Origin of the sequence: Burkholderia sp. KBS0801 (assembly GCF_005937855.2) — a bacterium.
Taxonomy (GTDB): Bacteria; Pseudomonadota; Gammaproteobacteria; order Burkholderiales; family Burkholderiaceae; genus Burkholderia; species Burkholderia ambifaria.
Genome location: NZ_CP042178.1, coordinates 2,705,641 through 2,725,233, shown reverse-complemented (window position 1 = coordinate 2,725,233; position 19,593 = coordinate 2,705,641). Strand labels below are relative to the sequence as shown.

Below are 19,593 nucleotides of genomic sequence, written 5' to 3'. Positions count from 1 at the left end.
GTAACAGCAGACCGGGCCGCGTCAGCGGCCCGTTCATTTCACGGCCGCGGCGCCGTTACTCCTCCGCGTCGTGTTCCTTGACGAAGTTGCGCAGATACGCGCGCAGCGCGGCCTCCCGGCTGCGATGATCGGCGAGGTTCGCGGCGCCCATGTCTTCCTCTTCACCGAACATCGTCGGCGGCGCGCAGTAGACGCCGATCTCGATGTCTTCGCGCAGCACGCGGATCTCGTGCGTCAGCGGATGGTACTCGGCAATCCAGTGCATGCCCTCGATGTGCTCGCCGGCTTTCAGCATTGGCTTCACGGCAATCTCCATGCAGTGGCGGCGCAACCGCAGAAGCGGTTGCACGCGCCCGTACCAAAAGGGTACGCCTGCATGACGTGAAGCTCAACGGGGTGCGCTGGTGCGCGTTTACTGCGGCAGCAGATGCGCGATGAGCGGATACAGCGACAGGATCAGCAGCACGGCCATCGTCACGTTGAAGATGCGCAACGCGCGGCGGTTCGAGAGGAAGCGGCGCAGGCCGAGGCCGAACGCGGCCCACAGGCTGATGCACGGAAAGCCGATCAGGATGAACACGACGGCCATCCACGCGGCGTTCATCCCGTAGTCGGCGGACAGGCGGATCGTCGTCGCGGCGGTGAGCACCATCATCCACGCCTTCGGATTGACCCACTGGAACGCGGCGGCTTCGAGGAACGTCATCGGGCGCGGCTTCGCGCCTTGCGCCTTCACCTCGCCGGACGTGCCGATCCGCCATGCGAGGTACAGCAGGTAGGCGACGCTCGCGATTTCGAGGATCGTGTACAGGACCGGCATGCGATGGAACGCTTCGCCGAGGCCGAAACCGACGCACAGCATCAGGATCGCGACGCCGATGCTGATGCCGAACAGGTGTGGCATCGTGCGGCGGAAACCGAAGTTGACGCCGGACGCGAGCAGCATCGTGTTGTTGGGGCCGGGCGTGATCGACGTGACGAGCGCGAACAGCATGCCGGCGGGCAACGCGCTCAGGGTGAGGAATTCCATCGCGGATTCTCCATTCGGGTTCGAGACTGGGATGGAGTCAGTGTAGCGACGGTTTTCTGTACAGTACCGGTACAGTTTAGTTGACGGATGCCGGTACGGGGGAGAGAGAGGTTGCTCGGCGCCGGAAGACTACATCCCCGGAATACAGGATGTGATCTGCGTCGCTCTGCAACAAGTAGTCGGAGAATATTTGTCTGCGGGGACCTTTTAACACAATGTTCGATCGACAACGCCGCGCCGGTGTCGTATCCAATGCAGTGTCACTACCTGCGGAGTCGGATAAAACCCAACGCATACCGTATCTGACGCAAACGTGCGAAGCGAGCACGGATTCGACGCGTAGTTCGCGGACTCTCTCCTACAATAAGATGTCCGCGCCGGATCGGACAGGTGCGCGACGGCCGCGCTTGTTGCGGCTCGCTACCGTATTCCGCCGCCAAACATTCTGTGGAAGGAGGACAACATGACGCGACTTATCGCTCTGTTTCTGATCGCTGGTACCGCTTTCCTCGCGGGCTGCAACACCGTTGCGGGTGCGGGCGAAGACATTTCGAAGGGCGGTCAGGCCATCCATAACACGGCAGAACAAGCCAAATAGCCAACGCGGGCGCTACGGGTGAACCATCCAACTTGGTCCACTACGTCGCCCGACTCGGGATCGAAATCCGATTCCATCACTCGTCGCGATGAACTGAATTTCATCGGATGACATCGGCAAGCGGACGCTATGTTCGGGTGGCGACACTGCTGGAACCGCGGGTTTTCGTGCAACGAACGATCGAATGTCGCGGATTCGAGATTCACATCGATTTGCGGCCCACATCAAAGGACATGTTCGACGTCTGGTTTCGAATTGAAGGGCAAATCAAACCTCCCGGCGTAGCAGCGCTGGGTGAACGCATCAAGATACGAGGCGGCCCGTTTTCTCGTCGTTGGGCGTATTTGGTCGCGGAGATCGCCGGCCAAGCCGCTATCGATGTGATTCATTTCGCGGCCGCTTCAGCGACATCGCGCACGAACGTTTGAGCACTCCGGAGCTCGAACAGAGACAGATTGATCGCGATCATCAGCGGGGCCACCCCCTCGTCGCGCCACGTTCTCATTTGCCGGCACGCCTGATCCATCACCCAGCGACCAAGCGCTGCCATGGAGCCTTCCTCGGCGATCGGAATGAACACACCGGGAGCAATGAGGCCTCCGGCGTCCGCCGGCTCGATCATCTCGCCCTGCACCACGGCAAACGCATCGCCGCCCAACCGTGCAACCAGGTCGCTTTCCTGAACGCAATTCCCGAGACGCTCCGCCACCTCCCGAAGCAACAGGTCGCCGACCGGATAACCCAGCCTCCGTGGTGCTTCGTGCAATCCCGGTCTCCGTCGAGTGCTACGATAATCGTCGGGCGAGGAGGAGCAAATGAACCTGGACGGATTCAAGCCATATCGCGGCTACTTCTACCGAGTCTCTGCAAGTTTCCGCGAGGATGGCCAGTGGTGTGGCGCGATTGATGTTGTTCGGCGTCATTGGAGCGGCACCACCGAAACCGTGATTTCGGAGATGAACGTGCCTGGCACATTCATCTCCGAGGACTTGGCGCTCGACGCTTCCGATGCCTACTGTCGCATGCTCATCGACGAGGGAAATTTCGGGGATAAGTAGTCTCAAGATACCTTCGTTGTGGATGTTCACCCGAAACTGCCCCCTACTTTTTTCATCCGAAACGACCCCTTCAAACACCAGAAACGCTGGTTTGGTGGCGAGCCAATCGCTCAGATCGCCCACCGCGCTTTCGGCAACCCCGCCTATGAGCGTCCGATCTCACGTCGCGCAAGGCAGACTCCGGGCAATAGCGGGAGCTAAAAGGTTATTCCGTGCAGCAAGAGGCGTCGCGGCCAGCGCTGCTTCGACAGACACGGCGATCAAACTCAGCACACCCACGGATGCGCCTTCGAAAGTTTCCAGGCCAATCGTTGTGACCATCGACGCAGTCGCGAAGCTGACGAAATCCACCCAGAGTGCCGGCATTCACTTGGCAGGCACCTGATCGGTAAAAACTTTCGCGATGCCAAGAGGACCGCGGGTCCGCAGTGGCAGCGAACGCCTGGCGCGCACTACCTGGCGCGACGCTGTGCGTCGTCGACAGTGCCGCCAGACGATCCGGGCGGCGCCGTTGTTTTTCCGAGGGACAGTCGGAACCGCGCCCGCGCTTGATAAAAGTCAACGATGCGAATTCCGAAGCTTCGAAGATGAAGACATGGCTTTGTTCGCCACGTTCGATGGTTTCGTGCGGCGATCAGCGTGGGCAGGTGCATGACCCGATCTGCAGTCCCGCAGGCCGCCGCGGTATCCGGCACGCGGTGCCGGGTAGCGTGGCCGAACGGTTCCTGCTCGTGGCCGACTGCCCGGTGCTGATGATTTGTGCTGCCCGGGCTACCGATGCGGATGCCTGAAACGTCGCACTCCTTATGTTGGTATGCTGTCCTGTTGTTCGGGCGTCGCGGGTTTGATCGCGATGCGGCAGTGAACGATCCCGCGAACCGCGCGGGTCTGGCGCGATGGCCGGTCAATTTCCGCGCCGCGCTGCCGGTCGGCTGGGATGGTCGGCGCCGATTTCACGCGACCGGCGCCGGTTGGCGGACGGCGTGCGGCGACGTCCGTCGCTCGACCCACATCGAGGCAGGGCCGTTGCCGCTGAAGATGGATGCCCGAAATCGGGTATTGCGAGCGCGCCACAGTGAGGAACCGGCTCACGCCGTCAATCGGCGCGATCAACAGGAGCGGAACATGGGAATCGGGATGCAGATCGCGTACTTCGGCTTCGCCGGGGCGGCTCAGTTGGAGGCGGAAGCGAGCATCCAGCTGATGCGCCTCGAGCCGTTCTGTATGCAACTGGCCGGCTGCCATCTCGCGATCGAGGCCATGGGCGCGTCGACCCGCGAGCCGATGTATGACGTGCGACTAGATCTGATCACACGCAAGGGGGAATTCTGTCCCGTTCCGCATACGACGGGCGTGGATCCCATGGGCGCGCTGGAGCGGGCATTCGACCTTGCCGAGCGGCAACTCGCCGGAGCCATGGCCGCTGAGACCCACGCGAACCCTCGCTGACACGTCCCGCCCATCGGGCGAGATTCTTTCTTCGTCGCCCGTGAATATCTCGTGCTCCACAGATTGGCCGCCGGCGCGGGCGGCCGCGGCTTTTACTGGCTCATGACCCGGCGAATCAGCGTATGCGTCCTCGGAGGACAGCGAGCCGCCACGCTGCGGCGGGCAGAGGCATAGCGGTGTCACCTCAACGCGGCTGCCTAGTCTCAGCTTGTCCGCGAGGATGCCTTCGGCATGTGGCGTGTCCCGATAACGATCAGCGATCCCGTGCAACTACGGTGCGAGGAACGGCATGTCGATGGTGTGGCAGAACATGCAATGCTGCTGATCGACGAGCGCGGCGGGCTCTGCACCCGGGCGGACGCCGTCCCGCAAGCGAGCCACGCGAGGACGAGCAGCTATCACGCCGTGCATTTCGTTGGATGCGCTCGTCGCGTACGGTATTTGGTACGTAGTCCCATCCAGTCCAAGCGTGACGCCGAGCCGGCGCTTGATGCAGGTCAAACGCCGGAACGCGCTCCACCGGCCGGCTGAATCCGCAGCCGGGCCCCACATCAACGCGAGTGCGTTGATTCATATCAAGCCGGTGGCGCCGCCGCGCGTTTCAATGGATTCGGTCAGGGCTACCTTGGCCGAAGACCTTGTACTTGCGGGAGGGCGGTGATGAACCAGGATCGGTTGCTCACGTCACTGGCGGCCTTGGCGCGCGACCTGTCGATTCCGGATGACGCGTTGCGGCGGATGCTCGACGACGAAATCGCGGCGCTGGCGAAAGGTGCCCGCGTGCATGATTACCTGCGGATCTTCGCGATCCGCCGCCTGAGCCGGCGCATGCGTTCGCTGCACGCTGCAGGCGGGTGTCCCGGGCGGCCGAAACCGGGAGGATAGGCGGCGCGCGCGAGGGTAATCGACGAAACCGCTTCGAGCCTGCGGGATACCTGGCTGCCGGACCCGAACCCGGCGGCTCGACGCTGCGCGGGGCGGTCAGCGCTCAGACGCGGGCAAGCCCGGCCAGATCGATGATATGAATCTGCTTGCCGTGCGGGTCGATCAGGCCGTCGCGCTGGAATTTCGACAGCATCCGGCTGACCGTTTCGAGCTTGATTCCGAGATAGCAACCGATCTCTTCGCGCGTCATGCGCAGGTTGAAATCCGCCGACGAATAGCCGCGCACCCTGAAGCGTTCGGACAGGTTCAGCAGGAACTCCGCGACTCGCTGTTCCGCCGACATCGTGCCAAGCAACATCATCAGGCTCGACTCGCGCACGATCTCGCTGCTCATCATCTTGTGGAGATGGTGCTGCATCGACCTTACTTTGGCGCAAACCTTCTCCAGCTGGCCGAACGGGATGATGCAGACCGTGCTGTCTTCCAGCGCAATCGCATCGCCGTTGTGACGCCCGCTGCACACGCCGTCAAGACCGAGCGTTTCCCCGGCGATCTGGAATCCGGTCACTTGCTCCCGACCGTCGCGATGCATGACGATCGTCTTGAACGAGCCGGTGCGGACCGAATAGAGGCTCTGGAATGTATCGTGCGCCCGGAACAACGATTCGCCCCGCTTGACCGAGCGGGTCGTGCAGACTACCTCGTCGAGGACGGCCAGGTCGGCCGCGTCTAGTTCCGACGGCATGCACGCCGAACGGACCGAGCAGGTCGAACAGCGCGCGCCGGGGCGCTTCACCCGCTCGTCCCGATCGACGGGATGAAGCGCGATCGCCATCGCATGCGCGACGGCGGGGTAGGCATTTTCGCGGGCTTGGGCGGTCAGCATGATCTGCTCCTCGTCACTCGGTCGGGTGCGGCGCCACTGCATGGATGGTGCGTCATGCAGTGGCGCGGTTGATTTGACCGGAAAAATTCGTTCCTGGCCGTTTGCCGGCCGTACACAGCGCGGAACCTGGCGATTCAGTCAGTGCGAGGGCGGCGATCCGGTACGCGGAACAGTGCTGCGCCATCGTCGGGCAACGCTGGCGACGGCACGATCGGCGCTCGGGCATCCATATAGAGCAGTATGGTTCGCGCGCGGTCGGACCGAAATCGGCAGGGATGGAAAGTCACGTAGGGTTTGGAGAACGGCTGTAGGAGGATGCCGACAACGGCTGCGGCCGGGTGAAAACGCTCGTGGGCGGCGCTGGGGTGCTCCAGCAGGGACACTCCCTGATTCAAGTCAAGGACGCGTGCCGGTCGCGGGCGCTTGCCGATCCGCCCGGCGGCCGTCGCGCCCCCCGTCCTGCATGGCCGAGCCTCGCGGTATCACCTGCTGCCGGTCGCTGTTCCGGCGCGCCAGAAACCGGCTCGTGATGTACGGCATCATGCACGGGATGCAGGTGAGCGACGCGAGGAGGGCCTCGGCCTGCTCGTCGAGTCGCAGATGTCCGCGCAATTCGGTGATGATCTCGCGCCCCGTGCAGGCCGCCATCGGCTTCTCGACGAAGTTGCCGGGCGCGTCGCCGAACAGCCCCGTATCCCCACAACACGTTGACGCCCTCGGGCTGGCCGAAGAAATGCGGCTGATGCGGCACGACGATCGACATCAGCCAGTTCGACTCCGCGAATGTGATCAAACCGCCTTCGCCGAGAACATTGGCGGTCAGGTCGCGAATCCGCTGGAGCATTCGCGAGCGCTCGCGCCACGATATCCGCGTTCCGGACACGGCGATTGAGATGCGTCAACCGAGCCGGATGCGGCGGGCAATGCCGGTACGTATCGCGCGCGGCTTGGCGCAGCTCAAGCAGATCCGCAGCGTCGTGCGCTGCAATTCGGGTGCGCGCGAGGCCCCGTAGAGCGGGTGCGGCGCCGGATAGGCTTGATGTGAGTCAAGGTGCTCGGTTGCCCGAGGGGCGAGATTGATTGTGGAAGTGGCCGCGACGAAACGCGGCCGCCACGACTGCGGTCCGAGGAGAATCGATCATGGGAAACGACCTTCGAAGGGAGGCGAGAGCAGAAGAGTCGCAGCGCGTATTGAGTGGCGACGACGTCGGCCTTCGGCAGTACGAGCGGCGCATCTACAACTATATGGCCGGGGGCCTGGCGCTGACGGGCGCCATTGCGTATATCGGCGCGTCAACCGGGTTTTACCGGTCGATCGCCGGAACGCCCCTCTTCTGGGTGGTACTGCTCGCACCGCTGGCGCTGGTCATGTTTCTAAGCTTCCGTATCGAGCACATCAGCTTCGGCGCCGCGCAGATCAGTTTCTGGGCCTATGCTGCGCTGGTCGGGCTCTCCCTTTCCGGCATCTTCCTCGTGTATACGGGCGAGAGCATTGCGCGCGTGTTCTTCATCAGCGCGGCGACGTTCGGTGCAACGAGCCTCTATGGCTACTCGACACGGGCAGATCTCTCGCGCTTCGGCTCCTTTCTGTTCATGGGACTGATCGGCATCATCATCGCGGGGTTCGTGAATCTTTTCCTGGTTTCGTCGGCGCTGCAGTTCGTCGTTTCCGTGATCGGCGTGCTCGTGTTCACGGGACTCACCGCGTACGATACGCAACGCATCAAGCGTATCTACATAGCGGGCGAAGAGGGCGAGGTCGCCGGCAAGAAGGCGATCATGGGGGCGCTTGCGCTCTATCTCGACTTTCTCAACCTCTTCCTGATGCTGATGCGGCTCTTTGGCAGCCGCCGCAGCTAGGCGAGCGGTGGCAGGTCGGGACAGCGGCCGTGCGGCAAGCCCCGGCGGGATCACCGCCGGAGCAAACAGGAGCCGGGATGAATCTGGCCTGGCCGCCCGACACCGTCGCATATCACGTCGGTTTGGTTTGAACGTTGACGCCGCCCAACGCCTCGAGCGCGGCAAGTCGGGCATCCACCAGCTCTGCATGCAGCTTGATCGCCCGGATCAGAAATTGAACATCCGCGTTTTCGCTTTTCGAAGCAAGGTCATCAAATTCGGCCCACAGCTCCTTTATCCGTTCGGCATGCATGGCGACTCCTTTGGCGTGTGTATGGATGACGTTGTACGGCAGGCTGAAACACCCTTGACGCCGTATGAACAGCATCGGCACGGGCCTGCCTTGCGTGCTGATCTGGATCAAGGGGACGCCACTTCGGGGTATCGCTCGATATTCGGCACCGGATTCGGAGGATCCTTGTCTCGCCGGAAGTGCGCATGTCGTGGCACCGGGCCCATGCCGCCGCACTTTGTACGGCAGCGTGCAGACGAGACGCATTCTCGAGCCCATGTTTTCAAATAGATCAGTGCCTGTAAATCACCCGCCGTTGCGGGCTCGTTTACTTATCGAATGAGTGGGTGCTTGCCGTGATCAAAGTGGTGATTTCCGACGCGCATGCTGTCATGCGGGCGGGTGTGCGCAGCGTCCTCGCGGAGCTCGACGACGTCGATGTCGCCGGTGAAGCGACAGATGGGGCCGGCACGCTCGAACTCGTGCGCGCTGTGACGCCGCGCGTGTTGTCACTCGGATTGACGATGTCCGGTATTCATGGGGTCGAACTCATCAGGCAAATCAAGAAGGAGCATCAGGATGTTCGGGTGCTCGTTCTGACGGCGCATTCCGCGCAGACCCACGCAGTGCGGGCTTTCAGGGCGGGGGCTTCGGGATTTCTTCCGAAGACTTGCTCAAAGTCGGATCTGATCGATGCGGTACGGAAGCTGGCCGGTGGCGGGGTATACGTAAGTACGATGGTGGGCGATCTGCTAGCGCAAGTCACCAACGGCGATGGTGAGGCGTTCGCACATCATCGTCTGACTGCTCACGAGTTCGAGGTCTTGGTTGGTTTGGCATCCGGACAATCAATTACACAGATGGCAGGGAGCCTGGACATCAGCATCAAAACGGTCAGCACGTACAAGTCGCGCATTCTGCAAAAACTGGACCTGACCAATGAATCAGACATGATTCGCTTTGCGCTACGTCACCAGTTGGTGGATCTTGGTGACAACATTCTCGGGTAGCCGCCGACCCGGTTCGCAAGCGATCAAGCAGGTCATGGACGGGACAAGAGTCACGTCGGAAAGCGAACCTCCGCTGTCTCGGCACCAGGATGCCGGCAAGTGCGCTCCCATGTGTCTGACGACAGTCTGCCGTTGATCAGCCGCGGGCCAACAGGCGCCATCCGATCGCTTCGACGCCACCGATACCCAGGCGGATCGCAGACCATGACGCTTCGCTTCATGCGAGCCATCCCGAATCAAAGCCGCTGTCGCTTGCGGAAGAAGACGACCGTACGCTCGCCGCACGCGTCGCGAGCGGCAAGCGCGTTGCGTTCGAACAGCCGATGCGTCGGTACAACCGGCGGCTCTATCGGCTTGCACGGGCGACGTTGCGCGACGATGCCGAAGCCGAGGATGCGCTGCAGGAGGCTTATCTGGCGGCGTTCCGCGCAATCCCGTGTTTGCGCGGCGGCGCATCGCTGTCGACCTGGCTGTCGCGGCTCATGCTCAACGAGTGCTTGACGCGTCAGCGCCACGGCACGCGGCGCGACGCGATCGCGCCGATGGATCTCGACGGGCCGACAGGCGCGCTACGCGTCCGTCGGGCCGGGTGCGGCGGATCCACGCACACCCGCGCGCTGACCCGTGATCATCTCGACCAGCCACTTCTCGACGAGGGCGGTGTACGCACTCTGGCTGGCAGTGTCCGAGAGCCCGTGATCGGCGCCTTCGAGAATCCGGTACGTCAGCGAATGCGCGGACAGGCATGCCTGCAGATAGCTGGCGATCGCCGTGTGCGGCACGATCTGATCGTGCTCCGATTCGACGAGCAACACGTCGCCGCGAAAGCGGGACGCCGCGCGCAGTGCGCGATTGTCGGACGCCGGCACGATGCGTTTGCGATACGCGACGAGATCGTGCTCGACGTGCAGCGCCCGCTTCGGCGTATTCCAGCCGTCGTCGAGATAGAGCGCCGGTACGCGCAGGCCGAGCCAGCGTACGGGGCGCAGCTCGGTCAGGATGGTCGCGAGATAGCCGCCATAGCTGCTGCCGACGACGGCGATGGCATCGCGATCGATCAACGGGTGGTCGACGAGCGTGTCGTAAGCGGCGAGCAAATCGCGAAGATGGGTTTCGCGCGTCACGTTTTGCTGCTCTTCCAGCGTACGTCCATGCCCGGTCAGATCGAACGTCAGACAGACGCACCCGAGCGCCGCCGCCTGCCGTGCACGCTCGAGATACTGCTCCTGGCTGCCGCCCCAGCCGTGCACGAACAGAACGCCCGCCACGGTAGTCTTCGGCGCGAGCACGGTACCGTCGAGGTAGCCGTTCTCGACCTTGATGCGCACACGATAATGCTCCGCTGTCATGTCTCGCTGCTCCTTCGGAAGGGATGACGATCAACCGTGTAGTACTTGGTGAGGGCGCCGGCCTGGGCATCGACACCGCGATAGACGATCTGCGCGCCGGCCGGTATCGCCGGGTCGTCGCCGTAAATCTCGCGCGTCGCGGCGGCCACGGCGTCCACCTCGAGGTCCGTCCTGAACATGCGCAACGCGCCGATTTCCGCGCCCGATGCGCCGCCGATTCGCCACGACTGCTCCAGTACGCCGCAGTGGCGCACGCCTTGTGCATCGGTGCCGAACGCGACATCGTAGTTGCGCCGCGACGCGAAAAAGCCCGCGTAATCGCGTTGCACGGCGGCGTCGAATGCGCATGCCTTGGCGATCGCCTCGCTGACCTCGGCCGTGACGTCGAGCCGCGCCAGCACGTCGAAGCCGCCGCGGACGACGACGAGGTCGGTGCCGCCATACACTTCATGGCCGTGATTGTTGACGGTCAGATGCTGAACGCCCCAGTAGCTCGCCACCAGATCGTCCAGCGTGACCTGTCCGACGCTCAACGTCTCGATCGAATCGAGATGGCGCTCGACGACGATGCCGCTGGTGTGCAACGCCGCGTCGCCGAACTCGTCAAGCTCCGCTTCCAGTTCGGCCATGTCGGCCACCAGTGTCTGCCCCGTACCGCCGATTCCGCTGGGCCGCTTGATCCGCACGCGGCCGTCCTGCCACAGGCGCTGCGCGGCGTCGCATGCATCCTCGCGCGAAAACGCGGAGTAACCCGGCAGCGCGAGCGCCGCCGTGCGTTCCGCGAACGGGACGGACCAGCCGGGCGGCTTCACGCGGGCGCCTTCGACCAGACGATGGGCAATCACCTTGGTCGCGACGAACGGAAACGGCACGACGCCACCGAACAGGTCCCGTACCGATCGGACCCCGAGTTCGCGTGCCTGCGACACGGTGAGCGTATCGTTCGGGATCACGTAACGGTTCGCGGGGTATCGTTCCGTCCGACGGAATTCGCCCGCAAGCCGCGTTCCCTTCAGTTCGGCGATCTGCGCGCCGAGCTGGCGCAGCGTGTCGGCTACATGGCCGACGTGCGGCGTCCCGTCGTCCCGGAAATGAATGAGGACGACCGGTAGTGCCGGCGTTGCGCGCGCGAGTTGGACCCGTGGTTTCAAATCGCCCCCTTCGCGCCGGCGGCGCGATTGTCATGAATGCATCGTCGCGGGCGGTTTCGCCTGTCGAATCCGCTCATCGCAGTGATGTAGCAAGATTCATTCGCCTACGTTCCCGGGCGGGCATGCACGAACGGACGCAGGTTGCGGGGCGGTCGGCGCGGCACGAGTTCACCGCGCCGCAACGCAAATCAATGATGGAGCAACGGATAGGCCACGAGCCCGAAGAGCGCGGCCGCGGTGACGATCGCCGGCTCCTGCAGCTTCCTGAAGCGCCACAGCAGCAGCACGGTAGCGATGGCGACCAGTGCGGTCGGTATGTCGACGATCGACCGTTTCGCGATCACGAGGACGGAGCCCGTGATCGCACCGACCGCTGCGGCGGTGATCCCGTCGACGAACGCCTTGACGTCCGGACGGTGCCCGTACTTCTTCATGTACGGCGCGGGAATGACGGTGAACAGATAGCAAGGCAGGAACGTGCCGAGCGCCGCGACGCACGCGCCGGGCAAGCCGGCCACGAGATAGCCGATGAAGCCGACGGTGATCACGACCGGGCCGGGCGTGATCATCGCGACCGCAACGGCATCCACGAACTGCCTGTCGTTCAGCCAGTGATGTTCGGTGACGACGCCGCCGTAGAGGAACGGCACGATCGCGAGCCCCGAGCCGAACACGAACGCGCCCGCCTTGGTGAAGAACGCGCCTATCTGCACCAGCTGCGGCACGTCGATGCCGCTCAGTATTCCGCTGGCGGCCGGCAGGTTGGCGGCGGCCACCGCATGCAGCCCGCCCCGATGCAGCCACTTCGGCGGCGCGCGCCACAGCCAGCCGATCAACCCGGCAGCGATGAAGAGCCACGCGATTTCCGATTCGGTGACGAACGTGACGATGGTGAGCGTCAGGAAGATCGCCCACAGCAACTTGTCGTTGCCGACGGTTTTGGTGGTCAGCTTGTACGCGCTCATCGCGATGATGCCGACCACCGCGGCGCCGACACCATAGAACACCGCCTGCATCCACGACAGGCCGCCGAAGTGCGCGTACGCGAATCCGAGCGCGAGCACCATCAGGAACGACGGCAGCACGAACGCGAATCCGACGAGCGTCGCGCCAAGGAGACGATAGTGGACGAACCCGAGATAGATCGCGAGCTGCGCGGCCATCGGCCCGGGCGCAAGCTGGGCCAGCGTGAGTCCTTCCTTGTAGTCGGCTTCGGTGATCCAGCCGCGACGCTCGACCAGGTCGCGACGCATGTAGCCGGCGAGCGCGACCGGCCCACCGAAGCCGAACGTCCCGAGACGCAGCATGTAGGCGACCAGCTCGCCGAGCGAGTAGGTCGGTTTGGTCGCGGCGATGGCGGTGGTCATGATCTGGCTCCGTTCCGGTTTTTTCCGGTCGATGAAAAATGCGCGTACAGCGCATCGAGCACGGCGCCCATGTGCTCGAGCAACTGGTCGTCGTTCTCCGCGCGCTGGCGCGTGCCGGCCATCACGGCCTCGAAGCCGATCGCTTCGGGCGCCGCGGGGCCGCCCACGTCGAGCGCATGCACGATCGCGCCGAGGCGCACGAGCGCAGCGTCCGCGTCGAGCCCGAAACTCGTGAGCAGCACCTCGAACGTGACGCGCTCGCCCACATGGGTGAATGCAGCGCCGTCGAAATCGAAGCCCAGCGCGTCAGCGGGGCAATCGGCCGGCGACGCGAGCCAGATGAAGCGCGCGCGGCTGTCGATGAAGCGGCGGATCAGCCACGCGCTGGCGACACGATCGACCCACATGCGCTCGCGCGTCGCCCAGGTTCGTCCCTGGTACTCGTCCAGTGCGAGCACGCGGACGGGGCGCTCGGCGACGTGCGGCTCGCCCGGCGACAGCACGGTATCGACCAGCGCGACGAAATCCTGCAGCGCGACTTCGGCGCGGGTCGCCGCGTCGCTCGGGAAGTAATCGATTGCCCGGATCGCGTCGAAGTCCTTGCGCACGCGCCGCAGCAAGCGCGTGAGTTCCGTGGCGGACTGTCCGGCGAAGGTCTTTCGGGCTTCCGCGAGAGCCTGAATGAAGGTGGTGTAGTCGTCGCCTCGATCGAAGAGCGTCCGAAATTCGAGTTCCTGCGCCGCGTCGAGACTCGGCGCGCGCAACAGGTGGGCGGTGCCGCCGCTCTCGGCAATCGCGTCCGCGAGCTCGCGCAGGGCCGCTTCGTGCTCCGCCGAGTGCGGGAGGAGATAGATGCCGTCGCGCAATACCGCGCAGCCCTTCGCCTTCAGGGAACGCCAGAACCGCATGCGCGCCGTCGCGTTCTGCGTCGGAAGCGTCAGGATGAGGAGCGACCATGTCGTGAGTGTATTCATGTAGAAAATGCTACTCAAGCGTTATCAGCTCTACAAGAAAACTTTGGCGAAGGCTGGGACGGCGGGGCGGCCGGCCGCTCTATGAGGCTTCCTTCTACGTCTGACGTTTGGCCGTTATACCCCTCCCCCCTATATGGAAAGCAGATTTGAGATATAGTCCCCCCCGGTATATGAAGGGACTGCCATGAGCCACACCATCAAGGAAAAGCAAAAGCTGCTGAACCGTGTCCGCCGCATCAAGGGACAGGTCGAAGCGATCGAACGCGCGCTGGAGGACGAGCGCGGTTGCAACGAGATCCTGCGCCTCATCACGAGCGGCCGCGGCGCGATGAACGGCCTGCTCGCGGTCGTGCTGGAGGATCACATCCGCAGCCACCTGGTCGACGCCGAACATCACGCCGATGAAGGCAGCGCGACCGAACAACTGATCGAAGTCGTTCACAGCTACTTCAAGTAATCGAGGGCGCAATGAACGACTTCACGAACGACGCCTTCGGCGCAGGGCACGACCACATCTTTCTCGGCGCGGCGCACGAGCAGAACGAACGGAGGACGTGGATGGTCATCGCGCTGTGCGCGGCGATGATGGTGGCCGAGATCGTCGGCGGGTCGCTGTTCGGCTCGCTCGCGCTCATCGCGGACGGCCTGCACATGTCGACGCATGCGGGCGCGATGCTGATCGCCGCGCTTGCCTACACATACGCCCGCAAGCATGCGAGCGACCCGCGCTTCGTGTTCGGCACGGGCAAGCTCGGTGATCTGGCGGGCTTCACGAGCGCGATCGTGCTCGCGATGATCGCGCTGCTGATCGGGTACGAGGCGGTTGCGCGCCTGCTCGCCCCCGTACCGATTCATTTCGGCGAGGCCATTCCGATCGCGATTGCGGGCCTGCTCGTCAACGTCGCGAGCGTCTGGCTGCTGAGCGGCGATCATCATGGCCACGGCCATGGTCATCACCATCACCACGGGCATGCTCACGACGCTCACGAACACGACGAGGACGCGCACCGGATCTTCGATCAGCAAGGCGTGTTTCTCGTATCGGTGTTCGAAGATGGCGTCCCGCCGGTTTTCCGTGTGGCTCCCGCGACGAACGATACGAAACTCGTCGACGCGAGCGCCGTATCGGTGGCGACGATCCGTCCGGACGGCAGGCGGCAGACGTTCGCGATGGAAAGTCGCGGCGCTTACCTGGAGTCGACCGACGACATTCCCGAGCCGCATGAATTCAAGGCGATCGTCCGCTTGAACGGCCGCGAGCACGCGTTGGCATTCGAGGAGCACGACCATCGCGCGTCCGCGGCGGCGCGCGACCACAACATCCGTTCCGCGTATATCCACGTGATCGCCGATGCGGCCGTGTCGGTGCTGACGATCGTCGGGCTGCTGCTCGCGCGCGCGTTCGGCTGGGTGTGGATGGATCCGCTGGCCGGCATCATCGGCGCGCTGGTGATCGCCAACTGGTCGTACGGCCTGATGCGCGACACCGGTGGCATCCTGCTCGACATGAATTCGGACCGCCGTCTGACGGACAATGTGCGCGATGCAATCGAAGGCGTGGGCGACCGCGTCGGCGACCTGCATGTCTGGCGGCTCGGGCCGGGGCACATGAGCGCGGTCGTGTCGGTGGCGACGGCGGACCCGAAGCGGGATGCGCGCTTCTATCACGGCGTGCTCCAGCGCTTCAGGAACCTGTCGCATGTCACCGTCGAAGTGGTACCGGCGACGCGAGGGCAATAGACATGGCGGTCAAATCCCCTTGCGTCGACGTATGCTCGTTCGACGGCCGGACCGGCTACTGCGTGGCCTGCCTGCGCACGCGCGAAGAAGCGCGCGGCTGGAAGAAGATGACGGACCACCGGCGTCACCAGATCGTGAACGACCGCGCGCGGCGGCACGCGAAGCTGACGCGGGGCACGACCGACTGATTGCAGGCTTGCGCGGCCGGACGGCGACACGCCGCGCGGGTATGCGTTCATCTATTGCCGACGACGCACGCCGCGTGGGGCCGCCAGCCGGCCCGGCCCGGCACGCGTCATCGGCAGCGCTCCGCTTCTACATCTCGTATCGCAACGTCGCCATGACGCTGCGCGGTGCCCCCGGCAGGTTGAGGTTCGCGTTCGAGCCGTGTGCCGAGACGATATAGCCCTTGTTGAACAGGTTGTAGAGGTTCAACTGGAGCGACATCGGGCCGTGTGCGTACCAGGCCATCATGTCGGCCGTCACGTAACCCGGCAAGGTCACCGTGTTCTGCGGATCGGCCATCCGCGCGCCGACGAAGTTCAGGCCGCCGCCAACGCCGAAGCCGCCGCCGAGATTCTTGGTCAGCCACAGATTGCCGGAGTGACGCGGCGTGAGCGTGGCCCACTTGCCCTGCAATGCAGCGGTCGAGTTCGTGACGGTGGCATCCAGGTACGCGTAGCCTGCCAGCACGCGCCAGCCGTGGCTGAGCTCGGCTGCGCCGCTGAGTTCCACGCCGTCGGTCCGCTGCTCGCCGATCGGAATCAGCGCCGTATTGGTTGCATTGGCGACCTTGATGTTGCTGCGATCCAGCCGGAACACCGAGATCGTCGTGGTTGCCTTGCCGCCGAGCCAGTCGTACTTCGCACCGATCTCGGTATTGGTCGTGATTTCCGGCGCGAGCTCCGCATTGTTGGCCGCGAGCGAGAACGCCTCGCCGGACGGCTGGAACGAGCGGCTCCACGACACGTAGTACGACTGCGCCCGGGTCGGCTGCCAGACCAGGCCCAGGCGCGGGCTCCATGCGGTGTCGGTCCGCGACAGGCCCGGCTGTTTGGGACGGCGGTCGAGCGTCTCCTGCTCGAAGCGGTCGTAGCGGATGCCGACCAGCGCCTTCCACTGATCGTTGAAGCTGATCAGGTCCTGCGTGTAGAACCCGAGCGTCTTGAAGATGCCAAGGTTGTTGGTGGCCGGCGTGGTCGACGTATGCAGCGGCAGCGCCGGCAGCGCCGGCGCGAACAGGTCGAAATTCATCGGCTTGCCGTTCGCGCCGGTGACGGGAGCCGAATAATTGACGAGATCCTTGTTCTGCTGGCCGAATTCCATCCCGTACAGCAGCTCGTGCTTCATGCCGAACAGCGTGGCCTTTTGCGTGAGATCGGTCTGGTTGAACCAGCCGTGTTCCTCGCGATAGACGTTCCCGTGATTCAGCGTGAACGTCCGGTTCGCTTCGTTGACGCTGCCGACGAGCGTGTTGTTCCGGTCGAGCGAATAGTGATAGTAGCGAGTGGCATTGCGGATCGACCACTGTTCGTTGAACTCGTGCTTGATCGTCGCGGTGCTCGAATAGACACGCGATCGCGAGTAGTCGACCTCGCCGGCGTTCGCCGCGCCGTAATAGGCGGATGCCGGCACGTCGACCGGCCTTCCCTTGTAGGCCGGGATGCCGAAGTCCGTCACGCGGCGATCTTCGAGGTAGTCGGCCTGCAGCAATACCGTCGTCTTCGGCGCGATGCGGAACTCGAACGACGGCGCGACCGCCGTGCGATTCAGAAACTGCTGCGACCGATAGCTCTTGGCTTCCTCGTGCGCGCCGGTGATCCGGAACGCGGCCGCGCCGTTCGCGAGCACACGGCCGACGTCGGCTTCGACCCGACGATCGGCCCACGAACCGTAGCTGACACCCAGGTTGGTGACGTCGACTCCAGGCTTTTTCGTCACGCGGTTGATTAGTCCACCTGAAGAACCTCGGCCATAAAGAACGGCGGCAGGGCCCTTGACGACTTCTACCCGATCGACGTTCGACAGATCGCGGAAATAGAGCGCATCGTCGCGAATACCGTCGACGAACTGGTCGGCAATCGCGGAGAAGCCGCGAATGGTGACCTGGTCGCGCTGGCCGTCGCCGGTGGAGAATCCGACACCCGCGACGTTTTTCAACACGTCCTGCAGGGAATTGGCGTGCTGATCACGCATCACTTCTGCCGTGACCACGTTCACCGTCTGCGGGATATCGCGCAGCGGCGCATCGATCCGGGTGGCGCTGACCGCGTTGGTCGGGTTGTACCCTTCGCCCGGATCGCGAACCGCGCTCGCGCTCACCGATACGGCCGGCAACATGTCGGTCGTCGCGCTCGTCGGCACCGCGGTGTTTTCCTGCGCGAAGGCCGCGCCAACCATGATCGGCTGGCACGCAACGGCGGCCAGTACGGCGCGTCGTGCCGGGTGCAATACTCGTCTCATCTCCCAACCTGTCGTGTGTAATGATTCGTAATTTCGTAACGCGACGCATTATCATTTGAAAGGAATCGAAGGTCAACAAGTGTTGCAATGCACTCTATTGTTGATTTGTCTGATGTTTGTGCCGCCCCCCAACCTCGAGGTCGACCCGTCATGAGCGTTCCATCACCGATTGCCGGCAAGCGTGCGATTCCGCGGACCGTGTGGGCGCTGGGCCTCGTCAGCCTGTTCATGGACCTGTCGTCCGAGCTGATCCATGCGCTGTTGCCGATCTATCTGGTGTCGACGATGGGGATGAGCGTCGTCGCGCTCGGCATCCTCGAAGGAGCGGCCGAGGCAACCGCGATGATCGTGAAGGTGTTCTCCGGCGCGATCAGCGACTGGCTCGGGCGCCGCAAGGGATTGCTGCTGCTCGGCTACGGCCTCGCGGCGTTCACCAAGCCGTTGTTTCCGCTCGCGTCCACCCCGGCCGTGGTCGTGACGGCCCGGCTGCTCGATCGCGTCGGCAAGGGGATTCGCGGCGCGCCGCGGGACGCGCTGGTGGCCGACGTCGCACCGCCCGAAATCCGCGGCGCGTGCTTCGGCCTGCGTCAGTCGATGGATACCGTGGGCGCGTTTCTCGGCCCGCTGCTCGCCATCGCGCTGATGTTGTTGTTCGCGGACCGCATCAGGACCGTGCTCTGGTTCGCCGTGGTGCCGGCGTTCATCGCGATCGCGCTGATCGTCTTCGGCGTGCGCGAGCCCGATCAGGCGGAATCGCAACGGCGCTTTCGCTCGCCGCTGCGCTGGAGCGCGCTGCGCGAGTTTCCGCGCAGCTACTGGTTCGTCGTCGCGGCCGGCGCGACCTTTACACTCGCGCGTTTCAGCGAGGCGTTCCTGGTGCTGCGCGCGCAGCAGACGGGGCTCGACGCCGCATGGATCCCGGCGGTGATGGTCGCGATGAGCGTCACCTATTCGCTGTCCGCGTGGCCGGTCGGCATCCTGTCGGACCGGCTGGATCGCCGCGTGCTGCTCGCGGCCGGCATGGTGCTGCTGATCGCGGCCGACCTGCTGCTGGGCATCGGCGCGTCGACGATCTCGATGTTCGTCGGCGTGGCCGCGTGGGGGCTGCACATGGGCTTTACGCAGGGCATCCTCGCCGCGATGGTGTCGGAAACCTCGCCGGCCACGCTGCGCGGCACCGCGTTCGGCGTATTCAATCTCGTGAGCGGCATCTGCATGCTGCTCGCGAGCAGCCTCGCCGGCGCGCTGTGGACGCATTTCGGCGCGTCGACCACGTTTCTCGCGGGCGCCGCGCTGGTCGTGGTGCCGCTGTGCCTGTGCCGGTTCATGCTGCGGCCGGGCACGTCGGCGGCGTGATGCGTCGCTTGGCGGTTTCGCGGATGTCCCGCGTACGGCCGAATTGAGCGCCGGGCGCGACAGGCGCCTATCCTCAACCGGCGGCCTGGCCCGTCCCGCTGCGGCAGAACGCTCCGCCACCTACACCCTCCTGGTCCCGCCATCCT

At 64.2% G+C, this 19,593-nt stretch carries 22 protein-coding genes and 2 pseudogenes; 12 read left to right on the top strand and 12 right to left on the bottom strand.

What is annotated here, in order from left to right:
* Positions 1 to 55: 55 nt before the first annotated feature.
* Both FFI87_RS29155 and FFI87_RS29150 read right to left on the bottom strand, forming a co-directional pair.
* Positions 56 to 304: a hypothetical protein gene (locus tag FFI87_RS29155; RefSeq protein WP_041490118.1), complete on the bottom strand. Its 249-nt coding sequence runs from the start codon at positions 302 to 304 to the stop codon at positions 56 to 58.
* A 108-nt stretch (positions 305 to 412) separates the two neighbouring features.
* On the bottom strand, positions 413 to 1,030 hold the full coding sequence (locus tag FFI87_RS29150; RefSeq protein WP_138849798.1) for a LysE family translocator: 618 nt from the start codon (positions 1,028 to 1,030) through the stop codon (positions 413 to 415).
* A gap of 463 nt (positions 1,031 to 1,493) precedes the next feature.
* On the opposite strand from FFI87_RS29150, the gene FFI87_RS29145 reads away from it, so the two are divergent.
* Both FFI87_RS29145 and FFI87_RS35070 read left to right on the top strand, forming a co-directional pair.
* Positions 1,494 to 1,628: an entericidin A/B family lipoprotein gene (locus tag FFI87_RS29145; RefSeq protein WP_120296523.1), complete on the top strand. Its 135-nt coding sequence runs from the start codon at positions 1,494 to 1,496 to the stop codon at positions 1,626 to 1,628.
* 107 nt (positions 1,629 to 1,735) lie between these two features.
* Positions 1,736 to 2,056: a hypothetical protein gene (locus FFI87_RS35070; RefSeq protein ID WP_249177000.1), complete on the top strand. Its 321-nt coding sequence runs from the start codon at positions 1,736 to 1,738 to the stop codon at positions 2,054 to 2,056.
* On the opposite strand, the gene FFI87_RS29135 is transcribed toward FFI87_RS35070, so the two are convergent.
* The gene (locus FFI87_RS29135) at positions 2,014 to 2,394 is read right to left on the bottom strand and encodes an EAL domain-containing protein (RefSeq protein ID WP_261378600.1); all 381 of its coding nucleotides are present in this window, start codon (positions 2,392 to 2,394) and stop codon (positions 2,014 to 2,016) included. The two genes, FFI87_RS35070 and FFI87_RS29135, sit on opposite strands and share 43 nt — an antisense overlap.
* Before the next feature lie 49 nt (positions 2,395 to 2,443).
* Here FFI87_RS29135 and FFI87_RS29130 point away from each other — a divergent pair, with 49 nt between their 5' ends.
* The 3 genes from FFI87_RS29130 (at position 2,444) to FFI87_RS29110 (ending at position 5,020) form a co-directional block, all read left to right on the top strand.
* Positions 2,444 to 2,686, top strand: coding sequence for a hypothetical protein (locus FFI87_RS29130; protein ID WP_138849799.1), 243 nt, complete (start codon positions 2,444 to 2,446; stop codon positions 2,684 to 2,686).
* A 1,137-nt stretch (positions 2,687 to 3,823) separates the two neighbouring features.
* Positions 3,824 to 4,135, top strand: a complete 312-nt coding sequence (locus FFI87_RS29120; RefSeq protein WP_175709646.1) for a hypothetical protein — start codon at positions 3,824 to 3,826, stop codon at positions 4,133 to 4,135.
* A gap of 660 nt (positions 4,136 to 4,795) precedes the next feature.
* Positions 4,796 to 5,020 (top strand): DUF3562 domain-containing protein, encoded by a 225-nt coding sequence (locus tag FFI87_RS29110; protein WP_138849800.1) that lies wholly within the window; start codon positions 4,796 to 4,798, stop codon positions 5,018 to 5,020.
* 103 nt (positions 5,021 to 5,123) lie between these two features.
* Here FFI87_RS29110 and FFI87_RS29105 read toward each other — a convergent pair whose 3' ends face one another.
* The 3 genes and pseudogenes from FFI87_RS29105 to FFI87_RS35285 form a co-directional block, all read right to left on the bottom strand.
* Positions 5,124 to 5,906 carry a helix-turn-helix domain-containing protein gene (locus tag FFI87_RS29105; protein WP_138850251.1) on the bottom strand — a complete coding sequence of 261 codons (783 nt, stop codon included), beginning with the start codon at positions 5,904 to 5,906 and terminating at the stop codon, positions 5,124 to 5,126.
* Positions 5,907 to 6,302: 396 nt separating this feature from the next.
* On the bottom strand, positions 6,303 to 6,554 hold the full coding sequence (locus tag FFI87_RS35290) for an oleate hydratase (RefSeq protein WP_315852909.1): 252 nt from the start codon (positions 6,552 to 6,554) through the stop codon (positions 6,303 to 6,305).
* Between the two features lie 103 nt (positions 6,555 to 6,657).
* A pseudogene (locus FFI87_RS35285) lies at positions 6,658 to 6,750 on the bottom strand (hypothetical protein); the annotation flags it as partial.
* A gap of 296 nt (positions 6,751 to 7,046) precedes the next feature.
* On the opposite strand from FFI87_RS35285, the gene FFI87_RS29095 reads away from it, so the two are divergent.
* Entirely contained in the window at positions 7,047 to 7,766 is a 720-nt protein-coding gene (locus tag FFI87_RS29095) for a Bax inhibitor-1/YccA family protein (RefSeq protein WP_138849801.1), read from the top strand.
* Positions 7,767 to 7,878: 112 nt separating this feature from the next.
* On the opposite strand, the gene FFI87_RS35055 is transcribed toward FFI87_RS29095, so the two are convergent.
* A complete protein-coding gene (locus tag FFI87_RS35055) occupies positions 7,879 to 8,169 on the bottom strand; it encodes a hypothetical protein (RefSeq protein WP_244096952.1) in 291 nt (96 codons plus the stop codon).
* 215 nt (positions 8,170 to 8,384) lie between these two features.
* On the opposite strand from FFI87_RS35055, the gene FFI87_RS29085 reads away from it, so the two are divergent.
* Complete coding sequence (locus FFI87_RS29085) at positions 8,385 to 9,047, top strand: response regulator transcription factor (RefSeq protein ID WP_244096953.1); 663 nt, start codon at positions 8,385 to 8,387, stop codon at positions 9,045 to 9,047.
* A gap of 245 nt (positions 9,048 to 9,292) precedes the next feature.
* Positions 9,293 to 9,592: pseudogene (locus tag FFI87_RS29080) on the top strand (sigma factor); the annotation flags it as partial.
* Positions 9,593 to 9,616: 24 nt separating this feature from the next.
* Here the strand turns inward: FFI87_RS29080 and FFI87_RS29075 are convergent.
* From FFI87_RS29075 to FFI87_RS29060, 4 genes are all read right to left on the bottom strand, one after another.
* Positions 9,617 to 10,396, bottom strand: coding sequence for an alpha/beta hydrolase family protein (locus tag FFI87_RS29075; RefSeq protein ID WP_138849802.1), 780 nt, complete (start codon positions 10,394 to 10,396; stop codon positions 9,617 to 9,619).
* Positions 10,393 to 11,547, bottom strand: a complete 1,155-nt coding sequence (locus FFI87_RS29070) for a DUF3182 family protein (protein ID WP_138849803.1) — start codon at positions 11,545 to 11,547, stop codon at positions 10,393 to 10,395. Before FFI87_RS29070 ends, FFI87_RS29075 begins: the two co-directional genes overlap by 4 nt.
* Positions 11,548 to 11,735: 188 nt before the next feature.
* Complete coding sequence (locus FFI87_RS29065; protein ID WP_138849804.1) at positions 11,736 to 12,914, bottom strand: chromate transporter; 1,179 nt, start codon at positions 12,912 to 12,914, stop codon at positions 11,736 to 11,738.
* Complete coding sequence (locus tag FFI87_RS29060) at positions 12,911 to 13,888, bottom strand: chromate resistance protein ChrB domain-containing protein (protein ID WP_186381742.1); 978 nt, start codon at positions 13,886 to 13,888, stop codon at positions 12,911 to 12,913. Before FFI87_RS29060 ends, FFI87_RS29065 begins: the two co-directional genes overlap by 4 nt.
* A 184-nt stretch (positions 13,889 to 14,072) precedes the next feature.
* Here FFI87_RS29060 and FFI87_RS29055 point away from each other — a divergent pair, with 184 nt between their 5' ends.
* Genes FFI87_RS29055 through FFI87_RS29045 form a run of 3 tightly spaced genes read left to right on the top strand, consistent with a single transcriptional unit; the run spans position 14,073 to position 15,816 of the window.
* The gene (locus FFI87_RS29055) at positions 14,073 to 14,345 is read left to right on the top strand and encodes a metal/formaldehyde-sensitive transcriptional repressor (protein WP_011659988.1); all 273 of its coding nucleotides are present in this window, start codon (positions 14,073 to 14,075) and stop codon (positions 14,343 to 14,345) included.
* 11 nt (positions 14,346 to 14,356) lie between these two features.
* A complete protein-coding gene (dmeF, locus tag FFI87_RS29050) occupies positions 14,357 to 15,628 on the top strand; it encodes a CDF family Co(II)/Ni(II) efflux transporter DmeF (protein WP_138849806.1) in 1,272 nt (423 codons plus the stop codon).
* A gap of 2 nt (positions 15,629 to 15,630) precedes the next feature.
* Positions 15,631 to 15,816 carry a DUF1289 domain-containing protein gene (locus FFI87_RS29045; protein WP_012365115.1) on the top strand — a complete coding sequence of 62 codons (186 nt, stop codon included), beginning with the start codon at positions 15,631 to 15,633 and terminating at the stop codon, positions 15,814 to 15,816.
* Between the two features lie 127 nt (positions 15,817 to 15,943).
* Here FFI87_RS29045 and FFI87_RS29040 read toward each other — a convergent pair whose 3' ends face one another.
* Positions 15,944 to 18,091, bottom strand: a complete 2,148-nt coding sequence (locus FFI87_RS29040) for a TonB-dependent receptor (RefSeq protein ID WP_186381741.1) — start codon at positions 18,089 to 18,091, stop codon at positions 15,944 to 15,946.
* A 150-nt stretch (positions 18,092 to 18,241) separates the two neighbouring features.
* Here FFI87_RS29040 and FFI87_RS29035 point away from each other — a divergent pair, with 150 nt between their 5' ends.
* The gene (locus tag FFI87_RS29035) at positions 18,242 to 19,447 is read left to right on the top strand and encodes an MFS transporter (protein ID WP_138849807.1); all 1,206 of its coding nucleotides are present in this window, start codon (positions 18,242 to 18,244) and stop codon (positions 19,445 to 19,447) included.
* Positions 19,448 to 19,593: the final 146 nt, after the last annotated feature.

What these genes read in the sequence shown, in the direction of transcription:
- FFI87_RS29150 (WP_138849798.1), bottom strand. Translation starts at nt 1,030, where the DNA reads ATGGAATTCCTCACCCTGAGCGCGTTGCCCGCCGGCATGCTGTTCGCG.
- FFI87_RS29145 (WP_120296523.1), top strand. Translation starts at nt 1,494, where the DNA reads ATGACGCGACTTATCGCTCTGTTTCTGATCGCTGGTACCGCTTTCCTC.
- FFI87_RS35070 (WP_249177000.1), top strand. Translation starts at nt 1,736, where the DNA reads ATGACATCGGCAAGCGGACGCTATGTTCGGGTGGCGACACTGCTGGAA.
- FFI87_RS29130 (WP_138849799.1), top strand. Translation starts at nt 2,444, where the DNA reads ATGAACCTGGACGGATTCAAGCCATATCGCGGCTACTTCTACCGAGTC.
- FFI87_RS29120 (WP_175709646.1), top strand. Translation starts at nt 3,824, where the DNA reads ATGCAGATCGCGTACTTCGGCTTCGCCGGGGCGGCTCAGTTGGAGGCG.
- FFI87_RS29110 (WP_138849800.1), top strand. Translation starts at nt 4,796, where the DNA reads ATGAACCAGGATCGGTTGCTCACGTCACTGGCGGCCTTGGCGCGCGAC.
- FFI87_RS29105 (WP_138850251.1), bottom strand. Translation starts at nt 5,906, where the DNA reads ATGCTGACCGCCCAAGCCCGCGAAAATGCCTACCCCGCCGTCGCGCAT.
- FFI87_RS35290 (WP_315852909.1), bottom strand. Translation starts at nt 6,554, where the DNA reads ATGGCGGCCTGCACGGGGCGCGAGATCATCACCGAATTGCGCGGACAT.
- FFI87_RS29095 (WP_138849801.1), top strand. Translation starts at nt 7,047, where the DNA reads ATGGGAAACGACCTTCGAAGGGAGGCGAGAGCAGAAGAGTCGCAGCGC.
- FFI87_RS29075 (WP_138849802.1), bottom strand. Translation starts at nt 10,396, where the DNA reads ATGACAGCGGAGCATTATCGTGTGCGCATCAAGGTCGAGAACGGCTAC.
- FFI87_RS29065 (WP_138849804.1), bottom strand. Translation starts at nt 12,914, where the DNA reads ATGACCACCGCCATCGCCGCGACCAAACCGACCTACTCGCTCGGCGAG.
- FFI87_RS29060 (WP_186381742.1), bottom strand. Translation starts at nt 13,888, where the DNA reads ATGAATACACTCACGACATGGTCGCTCCTCATCCTGACGCTTCCGACG.
- FFI87_RS29055 (WP_011659988.1), top strand. Translation starts at nt 14,073, where the DNA reads ATGAGCCACACCATCAAGGAAAAGCAAAAGCTGCTGAACCGTGTCCGC.
- dmeF (WP_138849806.1), top strand. Translation starts at nt 14,357, where the DNA reads ATGAACGACTTCACGAACGACGCCTTCGGCGCAGGGCACGACCACATC.
- FFI87_RS29045 (WP_012365115.1), top strand. Translation starts at nt 15,631, where the DNA reads ATGGCGGTCAAATCCCCTTGCGTCGACGTATGCTCGTTCGACGGCCGG.
- FFI87_RS29040 (WP_186381741.1), bottom strand. Translation starts at nt 18,091, where the DNA reads ATGAGACGAGTATTGCACCCGGCACGACGCGCCGTACTGGCCGCCGTT.
- FFI87_RS29035 (WP_138849807.1), top strand. Translation starts at nt 18,242, where the DNA reads ATGAGCGTTCCATCACCGATTGCCGGCAAGCGTGCGATTCCGCGGACC.